The sequence below is a fragment of the Allomuricauda sp. XS_ASV26 genome, assembly GCF_041224615.1.
Lineage (GTDB): Bacteria > Bacteroidota > Bacteroidia > Flavobacteriales > Flavobacteriaceae > Flagellimonas > Flagellimonas alginolytica.
The window spans coordinates 145088-166873 of the sequence record NZ_JBGFGK010000030.1; the positions used below are offsets into that span (position 1 = coordinate 145088).

Consider the following 21786-nt stretch of genomic DNA (forward strand, 5'->3'; position numbering starts at 1 on the left):
GTTTATTTTTTAAAAATATCATTTTGGTTATTTGGTATGTATTAGTAATTGATGAAAATCCAGCCTTGAAGCGGTGCGCTGCCATCACCTAAATCTATAATATAGAAGTATGAGCCAGCTGGTAGTTTTTTATTGTTATTCTTATAAAAGCCCCCCCAATTGTTCTGATAGGATTGCGTTTTGAAAACCTCATGGCCCGACCTGTTGAAAATAGTTACTCGATTGTTAGGGTAATTTGCCAAACCTGGTACGACCCAAAAATCATTATTTCCATCACCATTCGGAGTAAATGCCTGGGCGGGCACTATTTTTGATTCGGGAACAATTGGTTCTTCTTCAAGATCATCCTCTTGTGGAAAACTTGTAGCATCCAGAGGGTCTGTTCCCCTATCAATTTCTGCCTGATCCGAAAATCCGTCCCCATCATCATCAGTATCGGCATTGTTCCCTGTTCCATCCCCATCGGTGTCAGTATCTTCCGAATCATCTAACGGAAAGGCATCATTGGCATCCGTAATGCCATCCCCGTCATCATCGGGGTCGGTACTATTGGGGTCCCCATCCATATCCGTGTCCAAGGGAACACTGTTTTCATCTTTTGGGTCTGTGCCCTCAGCAATCTCCATAATATCCGAATATCCATCTCCATCGTCATCATCATCACATAAATCATTGATTAAATCACCATCGGTGTCCACGGCCCCACAAGGATTTGGGTACTCCAAGGTGATTGTACTTACCGATGTAATACAACTGGCAATGGTATAGTTAAACACATAAGTTCCAAAGGAAAGTCCGGAAGTATCCACCGTTCCCATAACTGCATCGAAACTTGATCCCGCATCGGTGGACGTGGCATCCATAGACCAAATACCACCAACATCTGGAGCACCTCCCAAACTAGAAAATAGGTCGATAGTGCCAGATGCATTTGTTATAGAAAGTTGCTGATCCGTTCCCGTGTCCGATAATGATGATACAGTAACAGTTACCGATGTAATGGCATCGATGGTACACGGTGATACCGCTGTTACGTTATATTCGAAGGTATAGGCGCCTGCTGTTGTAGGGTCATACGTACCGGCCGCTGCATCGAAATCCATACCTGGTGCATCGACAGAAGTTCCTGAAACCGACCAAACACCACCGGTGTCCTCTCCCGATAGCAAACCATTCAAGTCTATCGCAGTATCCCCAATACATGCCTGCGTATCGGTTCCCACTCCAGAATTTGGAGCATCGGTAACTGAGACTTGTATTACATCTTCGGAGCTACAACCCAGACCATTATCGATTTGCAATCGATACCAAGTTGTTTGATCGGGACTTATAACCGGCGATGCCGTTGAATTATTGAATGATGCCCCCCAAGGACCGTTTGGCCCTACTGTACTCGAAGACCATTCAAAACCACCCGTACTATTAACACCTGTACCTGTGGCAATCGTCAAGGTTTCCGATGCTGGGGCAGCTGTAATATATGGGACTTCATAAATTGAGGCTGAACCGGAACTGCAAGAGTTGTCATTAATAGCTACATTAATTGCCCCACTGCTATATGTTCTGGTATTGCCCAAACCATCATTAAAAGTAATGGACGCGCCAGTAAGACTGCCTGTGTCCAACATTTCACAATCATATATCATTACTTTCCAGCCCCCTTGTCCGGCATCATATCCAATTAATGAAGACATATCTATAGCAGTTGCGCCCGATGCTGGCGAATAATCGACATAATAGTGGTTATAGGTGCCCGTTAATGGAGCTCCCGTTCCACATAGATCAAAAATTTGTGTTCCAATGGAGGGGTCATTGGTAAAACTCAAATTGGAAACATTACTGCCTCCATTACAAGCATTTCCTGGTTCGTTCACACCTAAAGTCACAATAGTTGCCTCATCCGGCGACATTAAATAGAAGGCCAAATCGGAGACATAGCTATGAACAGCATCAAATGTTACTGTAATTATGGTATTGTTATCTATTTTAAACGGTCTCGGGACAGGATCATAATACGTAAAACTAGGGTTAAGAACGGTTCCAGACCCATTGATGGTAGTGCTGGACCCATTGCAAATATTGATATCGGCTCCTGCATCCGCCACTAAACTAGTGCTCCATACCCAAGCTCTGCCTTCTGTAATGGTGCCCCCTCCATCTGTCCTTACCACTAGGTAGCCGCCGTCCGACAAGTTGGTTTGGGTCGGGGTTGAATTCAATGCGTGTTCGTCATAGGAGTTTGTGGAAGGGTTAAAGATATACCAGTCATAAGTGGCCCCAACCACCTCTTCGAACGAGAGCTCGCCCGAACTAGTGCCGCCCTCAAAAAGAAAAATCGGATCGTTGGTATTTCCCGAATGGGAACTATCCGTGTAATTTGTAGTTAACTCACCACAAGAGGTTGCGGATGTTACGGTCTGTCCATTTACCGACCCATATAGTAGAATCAGAAAAAAGAAGGATAAAATAGGAGTTAAAAGTTGCTTCATATTAAATAATGGTTGATTGCATTACTGTTGGTTAAATATTAAAATAAACTGCCCAGGTAAGGACATAAGAAATCCAGGTCACCTATCGGCAACTATGTTGGTTCCGCCACAATGGATATATCAACTATGGGGAGTGGAATAAAACTTTCGGATTTGGGTGGTGTGGTTAGTAAGGTTCTATCATGTAAGGGAACTTTGGTTTATGCTTCTACAATAAATGAAATGAGAATATCTTATATGATCTGTAGTCTTTTTCTTGATTTAAAGTACTTAAACGGATTACCCTTGCCTTTAGTATTGAATATTAGCTATAAATTAGAATGACTAATATGCGTAAAAACAGATATTAATTCTTATCGGTTATAAAACAATACTTTAGATAAATATTTTATCTCGACTTACTTCAAAATATTTTTTATTCTGGAAAAGCATGATGCTATCTTTTTTAGCTATACATTAAACACTTTCAGTTTGATATTCGCCCAGTGGTGGTTTTTATACCAAACTCTTCTTATTTTTTGCAATTGATTCTTAAATTGGACTACTATGACAGATAAAAAAGATCTCAAAGTACGATGCTGGATCGATATCGATGGAAAAAAGTTTTTTGGACCAGGGCGAGCACAACTATTAATTTTGATCGATAAAAACGGTTCCCTATCCAAAGCGGCCAAGGAAATGGGCATGTCCTACCGAAAAGCATGGGCCATGGTGGAAGATATGAACCAACGGGGACAACAGCCTTATGTGAAACTTCATAAAGGCGGTACTCAAGGTGGAGGCGCCGAATTGACACCAAGGGGCAAAAAGGTGCTATCTGCCTTTCAACAGATGAATACCCAGATTCAGGCAACTGTGGAGCAACACACTCAAGAAATGTTAGAGCTGATTTAAATACGGATACCAAATCCGTGAAGTAATATCAAACGAAAACCCACATAGAGCACCAAAATACTGGTGAGCATTCCCAAAAACTTAAGATTAAATTTTTTGTTGGACAGATAGGAACCAATACTTCCACCGATCACAACGGCAACTATAAGCTGCCATATCAATTCACTGTTCCATGTAAAGGTCCCCGACATATTCAGACCGATCAACCCAGAAATGGAATTGACCAAAATAAAAACAGATGCCAACGAAGCTACCGTTCTTGGATTCGCCCATTTTAATAGATTCAATACCGGAGAAAGGAAAATACCCCCACCAATCCCCGAAACTCCTGAAAGTAATCCTATACCCCCTCCCAATATCACTTTATTGGGATTTGAAAATGCTTTGGTGTCCATTTTTTTCTTCACAAAACGCAAGAGCATAAAAATACCTGCCAAGATCAATGCAGTTCCCAAAATTAAAAAGAAAGAAGCCTCTGAAAGTCGCAATTGCGCACCCAGATAGGCCAATGGAATGCTTGCCACCAAAAAAGGCCAAAACTTTTTAAGGTTGAACACCCGATTCTTAATATAAAACAGAGTTCCTATGCTGACCACGCAAATATTCAGAATTAGCGCTGTGGAGCGTATCTCGTAAAAGTCTGTCAAAAAAAGACTGAGGATAGCCAAATAACTGGACCCACCCCCAAAGCCGACCGAACTATAAAACAGCGCGATTAAAAAGAAGACAATGGGCAAATATTCAACGCTCATTGCTTAGGAAATTAATTTACACCTGATCAAATCACCTGCTGTTAACTTTTCTCCATCATCCACAAAAGCAAGTACATTTCCTTTGGCCATGGATTGAATCATAGAGGAACCTTGACCGTCCAAAACCTCAACTTTTCCATCCAAAATAGCAGCTTTTAGAAAAGATGGGCGCCCAAAACGGTTTTCATACCCATGTTTTATTGGGAATTGATAGGTTGGCAAACCAGTCCTCCGATATCCCGATAATTTGTGAAGCAACGGAAGCACGTACACATAAAAACAAGTCAGCGATGAGGCCGGGTTTCCTGGCAAAGCAAACACGAACTTATTGTCCTTTCTTCCAAAATAGAGCGGTTTTCCTGGTTTTTGAAACACCTTGTAAAACAACTCCTTAACTCCATTTTCTTCGAGGGATTGTTTTACAAAATCATAATCCCCTACCGAAATACCTCCAGAAATAATCAACACATCACAAGACTCCAATGCGGTTTGAATGCCCGCCTTTGTGGCCTCAAAATCATCTTGTATCTGTGTTTTTTGATGATGCTCAAACCCGAATTGCTCTAATACTCCAGAAATTGCGTAGCTGTTGGATTCGTAAATCTGTCCCACCAACTTTGGTTGACCGGGTTTTACGAGTTCATTCCCTGTTGTGATGATGTTGACTCGCGGCTTGGAAAAAACTTCCAGTTCAGACCTTCCCAAACTGCCCATTAACGCCAAAGAGGGTGGATTCAACATATGTCCTTTTTCAAAAACCTCTTGCCCTTCCGCCAACTGACCGCCCCTTTTTCGGATGTTCTGACCCACTTTGGGCATTTCATCAAGAAATAGCGTCTTGTCTTTAACGGAGGTTTTCTCCTGCATCATCACAGCCGTAGTATTTTCAGGCACCTTCGCACCAGTAAAAATCCGAACCGCTTCGCCATTTTGCAATGAAACTTCCTTGGAATCGCCAGCAGCCACCTCACCTACCAATTTATATTCCTGATAAAGTCCACACAGGGCATATCCATCCATGGCGGAATTATCAAACTCGGGGACATCAAAAGGCGATATAATATTTTTAGAAAGGGCATACCCAAGTGATGCCTCAAGAGGTCTAACCTCAGTTTTCAGGTCAATTTTCTGGTCTTCTATAATGCCAAGTGCTTCTTCTATCGTAACCATTAGCCTCCTATTGAAATCATGGAACGGTTCTGCTCATAATGGTCGGCATCCATTTTTACGTCCATACCGTCCCGGGAATGTTTTTTGAATTTGATGGACTCCAAAATGATGTTTTCTATGGGTTCTCCATTACGAAACGCGGTCAATAAATCGGTTTCGGAGGTGGCAAAAAGGCAATTTTTCATTTTTCCATCGGCCGTCAATCGAATGCGGTTGCACTCATCACAAAACGGATTGGTAATTGTGCTCACAATCCCAAAACTGCCTTGGTGCCCTTTCACCTTAAAGTTGGTGGACGTACTGTGTTTTGGGTTTTGCAAAGTCTCTATTTCCCCGAATTTGTCTCCGACTGTCTGTAAAATTTCTTCTTTGGATACTCCCTTGCTCCAGTCCCATTTATTCCCCTTAAAAGGCATAAACTCAATAAATTTGACACTTAAATCTTTAAGTTGGGTCAGTGCAATAAAATCGTTGATCTCATTATCGTTAACTCCCTTGATCAATACCACATTTAGTTTGATGTGCATGTCCATATCGAGCGCCATTTCGAGATTGCGCATAATGCGCTCGTAATAATCCCGTTTGGTGATGAATATCGATTTTGCCTTGTCCAACGTATCCAAACTAAAATTGATTTTACGCAGGCCAATTTTATCAAACAAGTCCAAATATTTGTCCAGCACAATGCCGTTGGTAGTCAATTTTAGGGTGACACCCAACTTGGCCAACTCTTCGACCAAATAGCCGAAATTCTTCCGAACCAAAGGTTCGCCGCCCGTCAACCGTACCGTATCCACCCCTAAATGCCGAAATGTCCCTGTAATCTCAATGATTTCTTCCAAGGTCATGATGCTGGGTTTTTCCATTAACTCAATACCTTCTTCGGGCATACAGTAAAAGCACCGCAGGTTGCAACGGTCCGTCAATGAAATACGCAGATAGGTATGTGGCCTACCGAAATTGTCTATTATTTGTGGTTTTTTGTCAATCATGCCTTTTTCCTTCTATCACTTTAAATGCATGCAGCACGTGGGGGAAAATCGCATCCATGGACTCTGCCGCACCTTTGGTGGAGCCCGGCAGTGCCAATATCAATTTGCCGTCCTTTATGCCCGCGATGGAACGTGAAAACATCGCATACGGCATACGGTTTTGCCCGTAGCTTCGTATTTGTTCTTCTACTCCTTTTAGTTTGATGTCCAACAAGGGCTCCAAGGTCTGTGGGGTGACATCTCTTGGTCCTACACCTGTTCCTCCTGTAAAAATCAACAGGTCGGCTTTGGTATTTTTCAATTTTTGGATGATTTCGTCAGCTTCATCGGGAATGATGCTTTTTTGGGATGGCACACCCAAAGACTTCAATTTCTCGATAATGGCTTCGCCTGCTTTGTCCTCCCCTTTTCCTTTCGAAATGGTATCGGAACAGACCACCACATCAGCAGTCAATCCCTCTGAGTTTATTTTAAACGAGGACTTCCCTCCTTTTTTGGATTTCAACCGAATGGTGCTTATTTCGACGTTTTTATCAATCGGTTTCAGCATATCGTACATGGTGAGTGCTACTATACTGGCTCCGTGCATCGCCTCCACCTCTACCCCTGTTTTGTAAATGGTCTTGACTGTCATGGAAATGATAATCTCCAAGCCGTTGATTTCATAATCGATTCCCGTGTATTCAATGGGCAAGGGATGACAATCAGGCAACAAATCTGGTGTTTTTTTAACACCCAACAAGCCGGCTGCCTTTGCCATTTCAAACACATTCCCTTTGGGAACGGCATTGTTTTGTATCGCATCAATCGTAGTTTGACTACTCGTTTTTACGATAGCTTCTGCGGTGGCTTCCCGCAAAGTGGTTACTTTATGTGTAATGTCTACCATTTACCTATTTACTTTCCATTGATGGGTTTCGTCTTCAAAAATCTCCTTGCCAAACACAGGTACTTTCGCCTTTATTCCCTCCACAAAAAAGTTGGTCGCTTCAATAGTGATTTTTCGATGTGCCGAAGAGGTGAACACGAACAAGCACAACTCGCCAACCTTTACCTTGCCCAAACTATGATAAATATGGGCACAGGTTATATCGAACTTGGCAAAGGCCTCTTCCCGAATTTCATGGAACACTTTTTCCGCCATTTCTTCATAAGCCGTGTAATCAATTGCGGTGACGGTTTTGCCATCCACTTTGTCCGCTCTTACTTGCCCCAAAAAAATGCTATGGGCGCCAATATTGGTCTTGCTCTGGTGGTTCGCCACCGAAGTTGCTATTTTTTCGGGAGGAATCGCTCCTTGTACAAATACTTTTTTTGGTTTCTTCTTATCCATCAATAATTGTTTCTATACCGCCTTCTACGTTTTTCAAATTGTGAAAGCCGAATTCGTTTTTAAGTATTTCTATGGCGTTTTTGCTTCGTTTTCCTGACTGGCAGAACACAAAAACGTCCTGATTGCTTGGTATTTCTTGGTATCGAGATGTTAAATCCCCCATTGGAATGCTCAGCACCTTTTTGCCTTTCGGTTTGGGTTGTTCGAACACTTCTCGCACGTCGAGATACCAATGTTCTTTGTTTTTTAAATCACAATCGATGTAAACGGGCGCTATTCCGTTTTTGCAAATTTTTTCTACTTCTGCAGGGCGTTTGTTTATGTTGATGGTCTGCTCGCTAGCTTGCATCATATTGATCAACTTTAGCTTACCAGAAAGCACCTCTCCCTCCCCAAGGATGATTTTAAGGACTTCGGCAGCCTGAAGCGTTCCCAAGATGCCCGGTAATACACCCAAAACCCCTGTAGCCTCACAACTGATGTTCTGTCGCGTACTTTTCGGGAACACACAACGATAGGTAGGGCCATTCTTATAATTGAAGACCGACAATTGCCCTTCATTTTTGTAAATGGATGCAAATACCCAAGGTTTATCTGCCAAAATACAAGCATCGTTGATGAGATACTTTGTTTCAAAATTGTCCGTACCATCCAAAACAACATCATATTGCTGTATGATGTTTTCAGCATTAGCCATGGTCAACGGCTCTTTATACACTTCAAACCGCACCTCACTATTTTGTTTTTCTAAGCGTTGTTTACCCACCGCAGCTTTCGATTTTCCAACATCCGATTCTTGAAACAAAACTTGTCGATGCAGATTGGACATATCGACCTTATCATGGTCCATTAAACCAATTTTACCTACTCCTGCACCTACCAAATACATCGCAGCAGGACAGCCCAATCCTCCAACACCAACTAGCAACACCTTGGCATTGCGAAGCTTTTCTTGGCCCTCGAGTCCAACTTCCGTTAGTTTTATTTGTCTGTCGTACCTGCTCATCCTCCTGCGAACGGTGGCAATAGAGCCACTTCGTCTCCATCATTAATTGATATGGTATCATCCAAATTTTGGTTCACGGCTATCTGTACCGAATCTTTGTCCGCTATAGCCAATCCGTTCAAACATTGTACTTTCAGCTCCGAAGCGGTAATCGCTCCGTGCAGTTCCAAAATCTCTTCCGACTTTGCAGCGGCTTCCGCCACCAAACCAAAATATTTTATCGTCACATTCATGCTTCCATTTTCTTTAATTGTCGAACATCCTCTTCCGTATCCACATCAAACCCGCCTTTGTTAAAGGTTTCAGTACCATAGTCGAATTCTTTTGCGTAAATCAACTTTTTCGCTCCTTCGTCTCCTTCCAATTCCATCAACAACGGAAATGCCTCCTTGTTAAAAATAGCGGGAACTCCAATACTATCGTCGTATTTGGAATAGGTCGCTTTTGGTTTCTTGGTGAGTTGAGCTTGCACCAGTTTGGTTAAGTTGATGTGTTCCAAAAAGGGTTGGTCGGATACCAGAAAGAGTGCATGGTCCAATTCTTTCACTGTCAAGGCGGTTTTTAAGCCCAGCTTTATGCTTAATGCCATTCCTTGTTCCCAATCGGGGTTAACCACCACTGTAAACCCATCTGTATCGGTTTGCTCCTGTATCTCTTGATGTTTTGCGCCCAGTACCAAAATCTTGTGTTCAAAGCCAAGCATAATCACTTGTTTCAGGGTATGCTCCAAAAGTGTTTTCCCTTTGAATTCAACCAACTGCTTTGGTCGACCTAAACGGGTAGAGCCACCTGCTGCCAAAACAACCACCGCAATGTTTTCTTCTGAACTCATAGGGTTATTTTTTGAAATTGATTCTGTTTTGTATCGTGAATCGGCTCAGTTTTCTGTTTTAGGGGTCGCGCTCCCTTGTTGGTCAATACACTCTGAATCTCAGCCAAAATGGCTAATCCGATTTCGGCTGGGGTCTCTGAGCCTATTTCCAACCCTACGGGTGCATGGATTTTGGCTAGATCTTCCTTTGACACTTCAATATCTTCATCCAAAAGCTCGTTAAGCATACGATTGTACTTTTTTAACGGCCCAAGGATACCGATATATGGTGTCTCTGCATTTCCAAGCAATAACTTGAGTACCGCTAGGTCATAATTATAATTATGGCTCATCAACACTAAACAAGTGCGTTGATCTATATTGATGTTTTTTAGTGTTTCTTCTGGTTTAGTAACAATAACTTGACATGATCCGACAAAACGTTTTTTATTGGCGTGTGTTGGTCTACCATCGGTAACGGTTACTTTCCATCCCAACAAATCAGCCTGTTGCGCCAGGATTTGGGCATCGTTCCCTGCTCCTACCAAAATCAATTTTACTGGGGGTTGTTGGATTTGGATGAACACAAAATCTGTTTTCTCTTCCGTTGTGAGCTCTGCAAAACAAGATGCATTTTCATTGATGACCTCTCTACTTTTAACAAGCAAAGCTTGTTGTAAATCATCGGGAAGCTGCTGTCCTGAAACTGCCTGATTTTCATCCGTAACCAAACTGGTTCCCAGTTGTTGTTGGGATTTATCCAAATTAAAAACAACAGACACCGCCATTGGAACTTCCTGTTCGGCAACAGTTCTCAATAGCTCACAGGGATTATGCCTATCGGTATAATTAATGGGCTCGAACAAGACTTGAATAATTCCATTACAGCCCAATTGTGCACCGATTACCGCATCATCCTCATCGCTGGTATCGTATGTGACCAATTTGTTTTCCTGTAGGTCCAATGCAAAAAGTGCTTTTCTGAGCGCATCACCTTCCAAACAACCTCCACTTATAGCTCCTGTGATATTTCCATATTCGTCCACCAACATTCGTGCACCGGCTCTCCGATATGATGAGCCCTCAACATGTACTACGGTGGCCAAAATGCAACGGATTTCTTGCAACCTGAGCTCTTGATACTTTGATATGATCATGTCCAACTCTCTCATACAGCAATTGTTTTTAGTTGGTTAACGGCTTTTTTGATTTCAGACAAGGCTTTTTCAACGTCTTCCGAAGAGGTGCTTCGCCCTGTACTGATACGAAGACTGGCCAAGGCCGTTTCATCTTCAATTCCCATCGCTTTTAGCACGTGGGACGTATTTACTTGATTTGAAGTGCACGCAGAACCCCGAGAAACGGCCAACGTGTTCAAATAACGAAGAAGCTTGGTGCCATCAATTGCTTTAAACGACACATTTGTGGTATTGGATAACCGTTCTTCATCCAGGCAATTAATGGTTGCTCCTTCTATTGTCAACAACCCCTCCTCCAATTGGTTTTGAAGACTTTTGAATTTTTGCTGATTCTCTACCAAGCTTTGCTTTGCAATTTCACAAGCTGCACCAAAACCAACAATGCCAGGAACATTCAAAGTTCCTGGTCTGACTCCTTTTTCGTGACTGCCTCCATAAAGGTGTTTATCAATGGAAATATTTTTTCTTTTATTCAAGTAAAGTGCGCCAACACCTTTAGGTCCATAGAGTTTGTGTGATGAAAAAATAGCGATATCGATTCCCAATTCTTGTAAATCAACAGGAATTTTACCAACAGCTTGCGTAATGTCGGACATCACAGGAACATTTTTGGAATGCGCTATTTCGGCTATGGTTTTAATCGGATGAATCAAGCCTGTTTCGTTGTTGGCCAACATTAAACACACCAAAATTGTGGACGGCTTTATCGTTGCCTTCAATACATTCAGATCAAAGTTTCCTTGTCTGTCCACATCCAAATAAGTGACTTCAAAACCATCAGATTCCAATGCTTCCAAAGATTCTAGAAGTGCTTTATGCTCGGTTTTACAGGAAATGATATGATTTCCCTTATTCCTGTTCCCTTTGCAAAATCCGAACAAAGCCAGATTGGCGGCTTCCGTAGCTCCAGATGTAAATGTTATTTCAGTTGCCCTACAATTTACCAGTTTGGCAACTTGATTTCTAGCAGTTTCGACTGCGTCCTCAGCATACCAACCAAAAGAATGGTCGCTGTTCGCATTGCCAAAATTTTGGGTAAAATACGGCAGCATGGCCTCCACTACCTTTGTGTCGGTGGGTGTGGTTGCATTATAATCCAAATATATTTTACGTGTTACTTTCAAGAATTTAGCGTTATGCATAGATGTACACAACGCAATGTACTAAGAATAATAAGAGTTTGCACAGAGTTTTAAATTTCGTTTTAAAATAATTTAGCTATTTTCTTTGGTATGCACTTCTTTAATCGTAATATTGCAATATACAAATAAGATAATGGGCTTAGCCAAAACAGAAATATTTACCGAGAAAGAAAATCGGATTGCGCAGTACGCCAAGGCTTTTGGACATCCAGCCCGCGTGGCTATCTTGCAATACCTGTTTAAGCTCAATACCTGTGTGTGCGGTGATTTGGTAGATGAAATTGGTTTGGCACAACCCACTATTTCCCAACATTTGAAGGAACTGAAAAAAATTGGCCTAATCAAAGGAAATGTCGAGGGCACAAGTGTCTGTTATTGTATTGATGAGGACGAATGGAAACAAATGAAATCCGTAATGTCCGATTTTCTGAATCAAGATACCAAAACCAAAGAGTGTTGCTAAAAAAATTTAAAACAATTAATCGCAATATTACAATAAATATATAGATATGAAATTAGAAGAAGTTAAATCCGCCTTGAGCAAATTGAACATCATCGCCTTTAAATTACCCAACGGAAATTTGGTTCCCAACCATTTTCATGTTACCGAAGTGGGTAAAATCACAAAGCACTTCATTGACTGTGGTGGAACAGTTCGCAACGAGGAGGTGGTCAACTTTCAACTTTGGAACGCCGATGATTACGACCATAGACTGCATCCAGAGAAATTGGTCCATATTATAGAATTGTCCCAAAAAACATTGGGCATCGGTAATCTAGAAGTAGAAGTGGAATACCAAGGGCAGACCATTGAAAAATTCGCTCTTGATTTTGACGGAACCAACTTTCTATTGACCACCAAACAAACCGACTGTTTGGCCAAAGACAATTGTGGTATCCCAACCGAAAAGCCCAAAGTAAAGTTATCCGAATTGCAAAACACACAAACTTGCACTCCTGGAAGTGGATGCTGCTAAAACCCAACTTATGGCACTTTTTGAAAAATTAAACCAATTTGTTTCCGATTTGGATACAACATCAATTGCTGAGGAAAGAAAACAAACCTTATCACCTCTTGTGGAGTACATTCAGGAAAAATTGGATAACCACCAACCCATTCGACTGAATTTAATCTGCACCCACAACTCACGTAGAAGTCATTTATCTCAAGTTTGGGCACAGACCATGGCCCATTATTTTGGGATTGATAATGTGAGCTGTTTTTCCGGGGGAACAGAAGCCACTGCCCTATTTCCGATGGTGGCTTCAACTTTAGCAAGCTGCGGGTTTGAAATAAACATGCTCTCCGAAGGAAAAAACCCAGTGTATGGCATCAAGTTTTCCGAAAACGTACACCCTGTCATCTGTTTTTCCAAAAAAATGGATGATGATTTCAACCCAAAATCAGATTTCGCGGCCATCATGACCTGTTCCCAGGCTGATGAGGGGTGTCCGTTTGTTCCGGGTGCAGAAAAGCGGATTCCAATTACATACGAGGATCCCAAAGCTTTTGATGGCACACCCGAACAGGCTCAAAAATACAGGGAACGAAGCGAGCAAATCGCAACTGAAATGTTTTATGTTTTTTCTCAAATACAAAAATAATGGCAACCAAAAAATTAAGCTTTTTAGATAGAAATCTAACTCTTTGGATATTTGTGGCGATGGCCATTGGGGTCGGAATAGGTTACTTTTTTCCGACATTTCCGGATTTAGTAAATTCTTTCAGCAGCGGGTCTACCAATATTCCCATTGCCATTGGATTGATTTTAATGATGTATCCGCCATTGGCCAAGGTAAAATACTCCTTGCTCCCAAAGGTTTTTAAAAACACCAAAATTCTTTCCATATCACTTTTTCTGAATTGGATCGTGGGGCCTGTTTTGATGTTTGCACTGGCCATAATCTTTCTGCGGGATTACCCTGAATATATGGTCGGGCTTATTTTAATTGGTTTGGCTCGTTGTATTGCCATGGTTTTGGTTTGGAACGATTTGGCCGAAGGCAGCAGCGAATATGGTGCCGGATTGGTAGCTCTGAACAGTATTTTTCAAGTATTTGCCTATAGTTTTTACGCATGGATTTTCATTACCGTCCTCCCTCCCTATTTTGGATTTGAAGGTGCGATCGTAGATATATCCATTGGTACCATTGCCGAGAGTGTGGCCATTTACCTAGGGATACCCTTTTTATTGGGGATTTTAAGCCGCCAAATTTTGGTGAAACTTAAAGGGGAAGATTGGTATACGGAAACCTTTATTCCTGCCATTTCACCGATTACCTTGATTGCACTATTGTTCACCATTGTTGTGATGTTCTCGTTAAAAGGAGAGCTTATTGTTGAAATACCAATGGATGTATTGATCATTGCCGTACCCTTGTTGATTTATTTTGCGCTTATGTTCATTATTGGATTTTTCATCACAAAAGCAATGGGAGCCGAGTACGACAAAACTGCTGCAGTTGCCTTCACAGCTGCGGGAAACAATTTTGAGCTGGCCATTGCCGTGGCCATTGCCGTTTTTGGCCTTAACTCCGGACAGGCATTTACGGGAGTTATTGGACCATTGGTAGAGGTGCCAGCACTAATTTTATTGGTGAAAGTTTCATTTTGGCTCAAGAAAAAATATTTTACGCATAAAACAGTGAAGGCTTAATAGAGTACCTGCATTTTAATATTTCGGGGAGTTTAGTAACTTCAGCCTGATATTCTTAAAAATAGAAGAATCATGGTCAAAGTTATCACCTCCCTTGGAATTGTTTTGCTTTTGATGTCTTGCAATACGGACAAACAAAAGAATCAACTCGAATTAGGGTTGGTATATAATGTTTTGTTGGATGCTGATATTGATAATTATGAGGTGTTCTCCATGGAACTCGATGGTTCCAACAAAACGAACATTACCGATCGGCCCGATCTGGAATGGACCTACTTTTCTCAAGAGGACACCTTATATTTTATTTCGGATAGAAATGCCTGTAAACGCTGCTACTTTCTCTACAAAAGCAGCTTTGATGGCAAAAATATCCAAAAAGTATCCGATTTGGAGTTGGCCGATAGTTGGATGAGTACTAGACATAATGGCTCCGAACTCATCGTTAAACCCAAACTTATTGATGAATCTACTTTTTATGTGCTCAACAAAAACGGAAAAATCATAAAAAGACTGGAAACGGGACTACCATTTGCAGCCGATCCGTTGTTTGTCAATAATGAAGAACAGATTGTTTTTAGGGGCGGTCGCACCAACAGCAAAAGAGTCCAAGGATTCAATGAAGAACTTTACATAATTGATGAGGACGGAAAAAACCTAAAACAACTCACCCATTATCCTGAACAAGACACCACTGCCGCCCAATACGGATACAGGGCGGGAGCTCCTAAATTGCACCCTACCGAAAATTTCGTGACCTATCAAAGCAAACAAAATGGGAAATATAGTCTGTATGCGGTGAGCCTTGATGGAAATAAAAGTTGGAAACTTACTGAGAACAAGCAAAATGAAGGCTGGCACGATTGGAGTCCGGATGGTAATTGGTTGGCCATTGAGCTCTTCGACAACGAGCAATCCCAATTTCATATAGGATTGATGAATTGGGAAACCAAAGAATTGAAAATTTTGACCGATGACACCTATACCTATCAGCAGGCTCCAAACTTTATTTGGAAATCTGGTGAGTAATGGGTTAAACTGTTCCGGCGATTGCGGAAATACCTTAACCAAATTATGATGAAAAGAAAGTTAAACGCTATACTATTTATGGCAATTGCCCTTGCTTTGGGTGCTCTGTTTTACGCAAACAGTATTTTTCCGAAAGATTTTGAGGCCTACTTTAAACCTCAATTTTACAATCAGTTTGGGCCTATTGCCATTTGTATTGAATTGTTCATTGCCGGCATTTATCTGTTCAAAGGGCATAAAAAAAGTAATTTTACGCTTGCCCTGTTCGCTTTTACCGCAGTATTGGACCCCATTTTTGATTTAGCAGGTCTTTTTACTTCCAACGTACCTGTTTATGCCACAATTATCCTGCTGGGCTGTTCTTTTTGGGCATTATACTTGGCTTTTTCCAATACGTATAACCTTGGAAAAATTTCCGTGCCCGAGCTTATTATCAGTTTTGTTTTAGGAACCATAATCGAGCTTTCCTTCAATTATTACTATCAATTTTTGTAACATACATTACTTCTTAACCATATATTCGTCAACAAACCGAACTAAATCCTGACCATGTAAATTTTTGGCCAAGACTTTTCCCTCTGGGTCCAACAAGAAATTGGCCGGAATTGTCTTTAACCTTAACTCCTCCATTACAGGGCTCTGGTCGCCTTGCACATGTGAAGCATGTAACCACCTATATGCTCCGTCTTTTTCAATAGCTTTGGCCCATGCTTTCTTGCTACTCTCCAAACCATAGGCCACGATCATAAAATCTTTGGAACCATACCTTTCCCACAAAGGCACCAGTACATTTCGATTTTCCACTCTACAGGGTGCGCACCAAGATGCCCAAACATCCAACAATATCAGTTTTTTGTTTTTGGACAATTGCCGCAAAGAAGTTTCCGTTCCATCCATCATGGGTAAATGTATCTCTGGAATCGAATCCCCTATAAGAACTGGTAAGTTTTTTTTATCGACTGTTACTGTAAATTGTTGTACCCATTTATGACCAGGATATAAGTTGCTCCATTTTAGGGATTGTGCATAGACCATTTCCGCAATACGCTCAAAATTACCTTCCGGACTCGCCCAACGAATGGCCATTAAGGCTGGCAATAGGTGCGCTGTGGTATCCGCAAAATCAATTAACTTGCCTTGATATGCTTTTAGATTTTTCTCGCGCTCCAATAATCCCTCATCGGTTAAGTTCGAGCTGTTTTCCTTTTCAAAGTGATATTTATAAGCATCCCTACGCAAATCCCTCAATTCCAACATCGCTGCATTGGCAGGTGATGGATTCGCAATGGAGAAGCTAGATTGAAAATTTGCCATCTCGGCATCAACCCTTAAAGAAGTACCTGGCTCATACACCAATGGAAAATAATTGTCCGTACTCGGGTTTTCGTTCAGTAATTTATTGGGGTACTTCTCCCCTCTTTTCTGCACCACAAGCATCAACACCGTTTTATCTTTAAAGTCTGGCAATTTTCCCAATTGAAAGCTCCCATCGCTGTTTACTTCGGCCGAATCCAATACCTTTCCCACAAAACTTTGGGCGAAATCGTTAAATTTTTCTGGATGGACCACATAAATCATAGGCTTCCAATCTTCTGCATTTTCCAAATGAAGAGACCCTGAAAGCCATGGAGTATCCGAACAGGAATGCAATGCGAACAGAAATAAAATGAGAAGTTTCAGTGAATTTTTCATGGTCATAAAAGTAACCAATTCTGCTTTGGATTCTACTCTTTCCCTAACTCTAAAAATAGCTTGACCAGAGAATGAAGAATTCACAGATCGGACACTTATTTACTGATTTACGGTTATTTACCCCATGTTGTAACGACCAATCTATCATTCAACACAAACAGTAACATTATGAAAACAAAAAACATTGTCCATTTAATTTTAAGATTGGTTCCAGCAGCTATCCTTTTACAAACGCTTTACTTTAAATTTTCGGCAGCCCCGGAATCCGTCCATATTTTTACAACACTCGGTTTGGAGCCTTATGGCAGAATTGGTCTTGGTATAATCGAATTGATCGTAGCCATTCTTATTTTGGTTCCTAAAACTACTTGGATAGGCGCCATTTTGGGCATTGGCATAATGCTGGGCGCCATATTTTCCCATATTACAGAATTGGGAATAGTGGTACAAAATGATGGAGGTGTACTTTTTACTCTGGCTTTGGTAACGCTAAGTTTTTGTATCGCTCTGGCATGGTTGCACAGGTCCCAAATCCCTGTGATCAGAAAAATTTTCTAATCTCAAGCTTATTCTTCTTCTTTCTTTTTTAAAGAGAGGGATTCGTATACCTTATCGAGGATTTCGGGCTTATCGGTCAACACTACCAATTTATCGTTTGCCTCTATTTCGGTAAGTCCGTTCGGGGTAATATAGTTTCCATCGCGTTCGATCATGGCGATAATGGCATTTTTTGGAAATCCAAGGTCAACGATCTTAACTCCATTGGAAGGACAGGTTTTCGTTATTTTTATTTCCTTCATTATCGCCTTTGGGTGCTCGGACAACAACTCATCCGTAGCGGACAAGGGTTTTACACGCTCCGGTAATCCCACATGGAGCCATTTGGCCACAATGGACAGCGTACTCCCCTGAATTAAAACGGATGTAATCGAAACAAAGAAGACAATATTAAAAATAACATTTGCCTTATCTATTCCTGCCAAAAGCGGATAGGTAGCAAATACAATGGGCACTGCTCCCCGCAACCCTACCCAAGAAATGTAGAATCGTCGTCTCATCTTCATACGAAAAGGCAAAAGGGAAATCAGTACGGCCAATGGCCGGGCCACAAAAATCAGAAATAGGGAGATCATTATTCCTATTCCAATAAAAGGCACTATTTCTGTTGGAAATACCAGCAGGCCCAAGGTAAGGAACAAAACAATCTGCATAAGCCATGCGAGTCCATCGAACATTCGCATGATGGTTTTTTTATGGATTATATTCTGATTACCAAGGTATACGGAACAAATATAAATTGCCAAAAAGCCGTTGCCCCCAATAAAATCGGTTGCCGAAAAAGTAATGAACATTAAAGCAATGGTAAGCACGGGGTACAACCCCTCAAAATCCAACCGAATCTTATTTATAATGATCTTACTTAGTTTTCCGAACAAAAAGCCAGCTGCTCCACCGAGCACCATTTGTAGTAAAAACATGGGCAAAACCGATACAATGTTTTTTTCGGGATACTGCACCAAGGTTAAAAAAGCAATGGTAAGCACATAGGCCATGGGGTCGTTACTCCCACTTTCCAGCTCTAGTGTGGGCCTTAGGTTTTTCTTTAGCGCCAAATTCTTGCCACGTAATATCGAAAATACCGCAGCTGCATCCGTAGAAGACACAATTGCCCCCAACAAAAGACTTTCGTATAAAGTAAAATCGGTTATAAAATACACAAAATAACCTAACCCTACAGCCGTTAACAACACCCCCAAGGTGGACAGTGCAATTCCTTCTTTCAACACCGGTTTTACAGACTGCCAATTGGTATCCAGTCCGCCCGAGAACAATATAAAGTTTAAGGATACAACACCCACGAACTGTGCTATTTTGGGATTATCGAAATAAATCCCCCCTATTCCATCCGATCCCGCCAACATACCAATGGTCAAAAACAACAATAAAGTGGGAATACCGAACCGATAGGTGGTCTTACCGGCCAAAATACTGATCAGCAGTAATACCGAACCTATTAATATGATGTTTTCTATGGTAATGTTCATATAGTAGTAAGGGTTTAAAGTAGGACAACAGACAACATCAATTATTTGCTGAATTTTCAGAATCACGAAGTTAATTCAATTAGTTTGATTTTAGCTCCATAATAAACAATCCTACCACCGAACGAATCACCTGAATCAAGTTTTGGTTTTTAAAGGCTGATTTTTAAAATATCGCGACAGTCGTCAAAAAACACAAAAACCACGTTTAAATACATTTTAAAGCGAACACCCGTGTTAATTAGTTAAAAAATAATCGGTGAAATGCACTTTTTAGTCGTTAAAAGTAAAAACCTATGAAAAATTGATAAGTATTCCCTGCAATTGTTTTTGATCTTTGCTGTGTATTAACCCCCAAATCTATACATCATGACACGATCTACTATTTACAGCCTACTTGTTTCAGGATTAATGCTAACCAGCCAGACTACTTTTGCACAGGCAGACGAAAAAATAATAAACGATACGATGAACGGGAGCGTTTCCACAATTGATGGTTATGTGCCTTCCATGTCGATAACGGAAGATGGAAAAACAGCTTATTTTAGCAAGGGCACTTACCAGAAGCCCCTTTATGGTGTTTTTTCCAAAAAAGAATTGGTATACCACGTGTACCGTGCCGAAAAAGTGAACGGTGAGTGGGCCAATATTACCCAATTGGAGGTATGTCCAAAACACTACTCTGCCAAACATCCTACTGTTACCGCAGATGGCAAGCGTTTGTTCTTTGCCTCGAACATGAAAGGCTCATTTGGCAAGTACGATATTTACGTTACGGAGATTGCAGCCGATGGCTCCGTGGGCGTTTCCAAAAACTTGGGCCCCAAAGTCAATACCAAAGAAGATGAACTTTACCCAAGCATCTATAATGAAACTCTACTGTTTTTTGCTTCCGAAGGAAGAGATGGATATGGAGGATTAGACCTATATGCCTCACAAGTGGTAAAAAACACACTCACCGCATCCGTAAACCTTGGCGCCCATATTAATAGTGATAGCGACGAATATGCGATACAGCTAAGTCCAGAGAAAAAAATGGGGTTTGTGGTGTCCAATAGAGGTTTCAACAACACGGTATCACAATATACAGTAGCCTACGGACGTTCAAGTAAGCAGAAACAGTATATCGATGTTGCCAGCAATAACGCCGGATTCGAAACTGTGCTGAACGATGATACCCGTGAATACGCGGATACGTCTTTCCAAGATCAACAATAATAATAGGTTACAATTTACATACTGAATCGGTCAATAAACCTGATACGTGTCTTGTGAAACTGTTTCATAGCCGAGATTAGAAACACTCATGACAATGATAAGAAAGACAGGGGGAAACTGACAGACTATCATAATAGCGGGTTGTATTATTTCAATCTGACCGATTTACTTCAAGAATAGGATGCTGATGGGACGGCATCCTATTTTTTTTACAACTACTTGATTATATATTATTTACACTAATTTATAGTGTGTTAGATCATATAAAAACCACTTTGGAGCAAATGTAAAAAAGTGCATTTGAACGAAAATGACTACAAATATTACTTGCGATAGTTAAAATTTTCTAAATTCGTTAGTGAAATAATACAATCCCAAATCTATTATGTCATGAAAAAAAATTACCACACTCCAAAAAAAGGCGTCCCAAAACCTCTTTTTACTTTACTTTTTTGACGAGTAAAATCCTCAACTACACAATGTATAGCTCTTGATCCCTTTAGGGATCAGACCCGATTTTGGAGAACCCAATATGGTGTTCATACTGTTGTTGCCCTTGTATTAGGCAATGCAGTAAAGCATTTTATTGGTTTGTCCCAACTTCAAAATTGTGGATGCGGACGATATTGTCCTAAACTTAACCTACAAAAATTTATGTAACAGTTTACCCCCAAATCTTTCTTATCATGAAAAAGAATGCATTAAAAATTGCTGTCATCGACAATGACGACACGCTTGCTGGCATTTACACCCAGTACTTCCAAGAAACTGAAGACTACGAACTTCTCGGGGTCTACACCTCGGTTCATGGTCTATTATCTAGTTTTGTTCGTTCACATCCGGACATTATAATCTGCGAAACCATGCTCAACGGTATTTCTGGAATAGAGGGCCTAGATTATTTTTATCGTAAAAACAAGGACCTTAAGGTTTTGATGATGAGTCGAAAAAACGATTTTCAACTCATAAAGGAAGCCTTTAAGAAGGGTGCCAATGGCTACTTGATCAAACCGATTACCAAAGATAGGTTGTTAAATGCCCTCGATGCGCTGGACCGGCACGGGATTGCCCTGGAACTGGATGTGGCAAAAAAAATCATCGATTCGTTCCAAACAAAATCGTTCGATGTCTTCTCTAAAAAGGAGAACGAGATCATAGAGTTGCTCACCCAGGGCTTTACCTATAAAATGATTGCGGACAAGCTATTTGTTACACCCAGCGCCGTGAATTTTCATATACAGAACATTTATGTAAAGTTAAATGTGAACTCGAAATCGGAAGCGTTGAGAAAAATCAAGGAAATGGAGACACAACAATTGAACGCCGCGTAAACCGGAAACTTTCATTAAACAAAAAACCCTGA

The 21786-nt window shown here is 41.1% G+C and carries 23 protein-coding genes; 10 read left to right on the plus strand and 13 right to left on the minus strand.

The genetic code is table 11. The annotated features are described in order from the left end of the window. Window positions 1-41 precede the first annotated feature (41 nt). Complete coding sequence (locus AB9K32_RS05765; protein WP_369884639.1) at window positions 42-2489, minus strand: gliding motility-associated C-terminal domain-containing protein; 2448 nt, start codon at window positions 2487-2489, stop codon at window positions 42-44. A 546-nt stretch (window positions 2490-3035) separates the two neighbouring features. Here AB9K32_RS05765 and AB9K32_RS05770 point away from each other — a divergent pair. After that, the gene (locus AB9K32_RS05770) at window positions 3036-3383 is read left to right on the plus strand and encodes a winged helix-turn-helix domain-containing protein (RefSeq protein ID WP_252079875.1); all 348 of its coding nucleotides are present in this window, start codon (window positions 3036-3038) and stop codon (window positions 3381-3383) included. Here the strand turns inward: AB9K32_RS05770 and AB9K32_RS05775 are convergent. Genes AB9K32_RS05775 through AB9K32_RS05820 form a run of 10 tightly spaced genes read right to left on the minus strand, consistent with a single transcriptional unit; the run spans window position 3380 to window position 11770 of the window. Beyond that, the gene (locus tag AB9K32_RS05775) at window positions 3380-4135 is read right to left on the minus strand and encodes a sulfite exporter TauE/SafE family protein (protein WP_338195425.1); all 756 of its coding nucleotides are present in this window, start codon (window positions 4133-4135) and stop codon (window positions 3380-3382) included. The genes AB9K32_RS05770 and AB9K32_RS05775 overlap by 4 nt on opposite strands. A 3-nt stretch (window positions 4136-4138) precedes the next feature. After that, on the minus strand, window positions 4139-5305 hold the full coding sequence (locus AB9K32_RS05780) for a molybdopterin molybdotransferase MoeA (RefSeq protein WP_369884640.1): 1167 nt from the start codon (window positions 5303-5305) through the stop codon (window positions 4139-4141). Next, the gene (gene moaA, locus AB9K32_RS05785; RefSeq protein ID WP_369884641.1) at window positions 5305-6297 is read right to left on the minus strand and encodes a GTP 3',8-cyclase MoaA; all 993 of its coding nucleotides are present in this window, start codon (window positions 6295-6297) and stop codon (window positions 5305-5307) included. Before moaA ends, AB9K32_RS05780 begins: the two co-directional genes overlap by 1 nt. Continuing rightward, on the minus strand, window positions 6290-7186 hold the full coding sequence (moaCB, locus tag AB9K32_RS05790; RefSeq protein ID WP_252079879.1) for a bifunctional molybdenum cofactor biosynthesis protein MoaC/MoaB: 897 nt from the start codon (window positions 7184-7186) through the stop codon (window positions 6290-6292). The genes moaA and moaCB overlap by 8 nt, the downstream gene beginning before the upstream one ends. Continuing rightward, a complete protein-coding gene (locus tag AB9K32_RS05795) occupies window positions 7187-7630 on the minus strand; it encodes a molybdenum cofactor biosynthesis protein MoaE (protein WP_252079880.1) in 444 nt (147 codons plus the stop codon). Continuing rightward, complete coding sequence (locus tag AB9K32_RS05800) at window positions 7623-8636, minus strand: HesA/MoeB/ThiF family protein (protein ID WP_252079881.1); 1014 nt, start codon at window positions 8634-8636, stop codon at window positions 7623-7625. Before AB9K32_RS05800 ends, AB9K32_RS05795 begins: the two co-directional genes overlap by 8 nt. After that, window positions 8633-8869 carry a MoaD/ThiS family protein gene (locus tag AB9K32_RS05805; RefSeq protein WP_252079882.1) on the minus strand — a complete coding sequence of 79 codons (237 nt, stop codon included), beginning with the start codon at window positions 8867-8869 and terminating at the stop codon, window positions 8633-8635. The genes AB9K32_RS05800 and AB9K32_RS05805 overlap by 4 nt, the downstream gene beginning before the upstream one ends. Beyond that, complete coding sequence (locus tag AB9K32_RS05810; protein WP_252079883.1) at window positions 8866-9468, minus strand: NTP transferase domain-containing protein; 603 nt, start codon at window positions 9466-9468, stop codon at window positions 8866-8868. The genes AB9K32_RS05805 and AB9K32_RS05810 overlap by 4 nt, the downstream gene beginning before the upstream one ends. Beyond that, the gene (locus tag AB9K32_RS05815; protein ID WP_252079884.1) at window positions 9465-10619 is read right to left on the minus strand and encodes an XdhC family protein; all 1155 of its coding nucleotides are present in this window, start codon (window positions 10617-10619) and stop codon (window positions 9465-9467) included. The genes AB9K32_RS05810 and AB9K32_RS05815 overlap by 4 nt, the downstream gene beginning before the upstream one ends. Further along, complete coding sequence (locus tag AB9K32_RS05820; protein WP_369884642.1) at window positions 10616-11770, minus strand: cysteine desulfurase family protein; 1155 nt, start codon at window positions 11768-11770, stop codon at window positions 10616-10618. Before AB9K32_RS05820 ends, AB9K32_RS05815 begins: the two co-directional genes overlap by 4 nt. Window positions 11771-11921: 151 nt before the next feature. Between AB9K32_RS05820 and AB9K32_RS05825 the strand changes: the two genes are divergently transcribed. The 6 genes from AB9K32_RS05825 (at window position 11922) to AB9K32_RS05850 (ending at window position 15966) form a co-directional block, all read left to right on the plus strand. Next, on the plus strand, window positions 11922-12251 hold the full coding sequence (locus AB9K32_RS05825; protein ID WP_224836756.1) for a helix-turn-helix transcriptional regulator: 330 nt from the start codon (window positions 11922-11924) through the stop codon (window positions 12249-12251). Between the two features lie 46 nt (window positions 12252-12297). Beyond that, window positions 12298-12765 carry a DUF6428 family protein gene (locus AB9K32_RS05830; RefSeq protein ID WP_252079886.1) on the plus strand — a complete coding sequence of 156 codons (468 nt, stop codon included), beginning with the start codon at window positions 12298-12300 and terminating at the stop codon, window positions 12763-12765. A 10-nt stretch (window positions 12766-12775) separates the two neighbouring features. Next, window positions 12776-13393: a low molecular weight phosphatase family protein gene (locus tag AB9K32_RS05835; protein ID WP_252079887.1), complete on the plus strand. Its 618-nt coding sequence runs from the start codon at window positions 12776-12778 to the stop codon at window positions 13391-13393. After that, window positions 13393-14445 carry an ACR3 family arsenite efflux transporter gene (gene arsB, locus AB9K32_RS05840; protein ID WP_252079888.1) on the plus strand — a complete coding sequence of 351 codons (1053 nt, stop codon included), beginning with the start codon at window positions 13393-13395 and terminating at the stop codon, window positions 14443-14445. The genes AB9K32_RS05835 and arsB overlap by 1 nt, the downstream gene beginning before the upstream one ends. Window positions 14446-14517: 72 nt before the next feature. Next, window positions 14518-15471, plus strand: coding sequence for a hypothetical protein (locus tag AB9K32_RS05845; RefSeq protein ID WP_252079889.1), 954 nt, complete (start codon window positions 14518-14520; stop codon window positions 15469-15471). A gap of 48 nt (window positions 15472-15519) precedes the next feature. Further along, window positions 15520-15966 carry a hypothetical protein gene (locus AB9K32_RS05850; protein WP_369884643.1) on the plus strand — a complete coding sequence of 149 codons (447 nt, stop codon included), beginning with the start codon at window positions 15520-15522 and terminating at the stop codon, window positions 15964-15966. A gap of 6 nt (window positions 15967-15972) precedes the next feature. Here the strand turns inward: AB9K32_RS05850 and AB9K32_RS05855 are convergent, their stop codons facing one another. Beyond that, entirely contained in the window at window positions 15973-17247 is a 1275-nt protein-coding gene (locus AB9K32_RS05855) for a thioredoxin-like domain-containing protein (protein WP_369884644.1), read from the minus strand. Between the two features lie 84 nt (window positions 17248-17331). Between AB9K32_RS05855 and AB9K32_RS05860 the strand changes: the two genes are divergently transcribed. After that, window positions 17332-17721 (plus strand): DoxX family protein, encoded by a 390-nt coding sequence (locus AB9K32_RS05860; RefSeq protein WP_369884645.1) that lies wholly within the window; start codon window positions 17332-17334, stop codon window positions 17719-17721. 8 nt (window positions 17722-17729) lie between these two features. Here the strand turns inward: AB9K32_RS05860 and AB9K32_RS05865 are convergent, their stop codons facing one another. Next, complete coding sequence (locus AB9K32_RS05865; protein WP_369884646.1) at window positions 17730-19208, minus strand: potassium/proton antiporter; 1479 nt, start codon at window positions 19206-19208, stop codon at window positions 17730-17732. Window positions 19209-19574: 366 nt separating this feature from the next. Here AB9K32_RS05865 and AB9K32_RS05870 point away from each other — a divergent pair, with 366 nt between their 5' ends. Both AB9K32_RS05870 and AB9K32_RS05875 read left to right on the plus strand, forming a co-directional pair. Then, window positions 19575-20423, plus strand: coding sequence for a hypothetical protein (locus AB9K32_RS05870; protein WP_369884647.1), 849 nt, complete (start codon window positions 19575-19577; stop codon window positions 20421-20423). A 686-nt stretch (window positions 20424-21109) separates the two neighbouring features. Then, a complete protein-coding gene (locus tag AB9K32_RS05875; RefSeq protein ID WP_224836746.1) occupies window positions 21110-21754 on the plus strand; it encodes a response regulator transcription factor in 645 nt (214 codons plus the stop codon). Window positions 21755-21786 lie beyond the last annotated feature (32 nt).

Bases quoted from the DNA above. Each gene is read 5' to 3' on its own strand.
- AB9K32_RS05875 (WP_224836746.1), top strand. From the start codon at position 21,110: ATGAAAAAGAATGCATTAAAAATTGCTGTCATCGACAATGACGACACG.
- AB9K32_RS05770 (WP_252079875.1), top strand. From the start codon at position 3,036: ATGACAGATAAAAAAGATCTCAAAGTACGATGCTGGATCGATATCGAT.
- AB9K32_RS05845 (WP_252079889.1), top strand. From the start codon at position 14,518: ATGGTCAAAGTTATCACCTCCCTTGGAATTGTTTTGCTTTTGATGTCT.
- AB9K32_RS05805 (WP_252079882.1), bottom strand. From the start codon at position 8,869: ATGAATGTGACGATAAAATATTTTGGTTTGGTGGCGGAAGCCGCTGCA.
- AB9K32_RS05810 (WP_252079883.1), bottom strand. From the start codon at position 9,468: ATGAGTTCAGAAGAAAACATTGCGGTGGTTGTTTTGGCAGCAGGTGGC.
- moaA (WP_369884641.1), bottom strand. From the start codon at position 6,297: ATGATTGACAAAAAACCACAAATAATAGACAATTTCGGTAGGCCACAT.
- arsB (WP_252079888.1), top strand. From the start codon at position 13,393: ATGGCAACCAAAAAATTAAGCTTTTTAGATAGAAATCTAACTCTTTGG.
- AB9K32_RS05860 (WP_369884645.1), top strand. From the start codon at position 17,332: ATGAAAACAAAAAACATTGTCCATTTAATTTTAAGATTGGTTCCAGCA.
- AB9K32_RS05835 (WP_252079887.1), top strand. From the start codon at position 12,776: ATGGCACTTTTTGAAAAATTAAACCAATTTGTTTCCGATTTGGATACA.
- AB9K32_RS05825 (WP_224836756.1), top strand. From the start codon at position 11,922: ATGGGCTTAGCCAAAACAGAAATATTTACCGAGAAAGAAAATCGGATT.
- AB9K32_RS05765 (WP_369884639.1), bottom strand. From the start codon at position 2,489: ATGAAGCAACTTTTAACTCCTATTTTATCCTTCTTTTTTCTGATTCTA.
- AB9K32_RS05815 (WP_252079884.1), bottom strand. From the start codon at position 10,619: ATGAGAGAGTTGGACATGATCATATCAAAGTATCAAGAGCTCAGGTTG.
- AB9K32_RS05830 (WP_252079886.1), top strand. From the start codon at position 12,298: ATGAAATTAGAAGAAGTTAAATCCGCCTTGAGCAAATTGAACATCATC.
- AB9K32_RS05850 (WP_369884643.1), top strand. From the start codon at position 15,520: ATGAAAAGAAAGTTAAACGCTATACTATTTATGGCAATTGCCCTTGCT.
- AB9K32_RS05780 (WP_369884640.1), bottom strand. From the start codon at position 5,305: ATGGTTACGATAGAAGAAGCACTTGGCATTATAGAAGACCAGAAAATT.
- AB9K32_RS05775 (WP_338195425.1), bottom strand. From the start codon at position 4,135: ATGAGCGTTGAATATTTGCCCATTGTCTTCTTTTTAATCGCGCTGTTT.
- AB9K32_RS05865 (WP_369884646.1), bottom strand. From the start codon at position 19,208: ATGAACATTACCATAGAAAACATCATATTAATAGGTTCGGTATTACTG.
- AB9K32_RS05870 (WP_369884647.1), top strand. From the start codon at position 19,575: ATGACACGATCTACTATTTACAGCCTACTTGTTTCAGGATTAATGCTA.
- AB9K32_RS05800 (WP_252079881.1), bottom strand. From the start codon at position 8,636: ATGAGCAGGTACGACAGACAAATAAAACTAACGGAAGTTGGACTCGAG.
- AB9K32_RS05795 (WP_252079880.1), bottom strand. From the start codon at position 7,630: ATGGATAAGAAGAAACCAAAAAAAGTATTTGTACAAGGAGCGATTCCT.
- moaCB (WP_252079879.1), bottom strand. From the start codon at position 7,186: ATGGTAGACATTACACATAAAGTAACCACTTTGCGGGAAGCCACCGCA.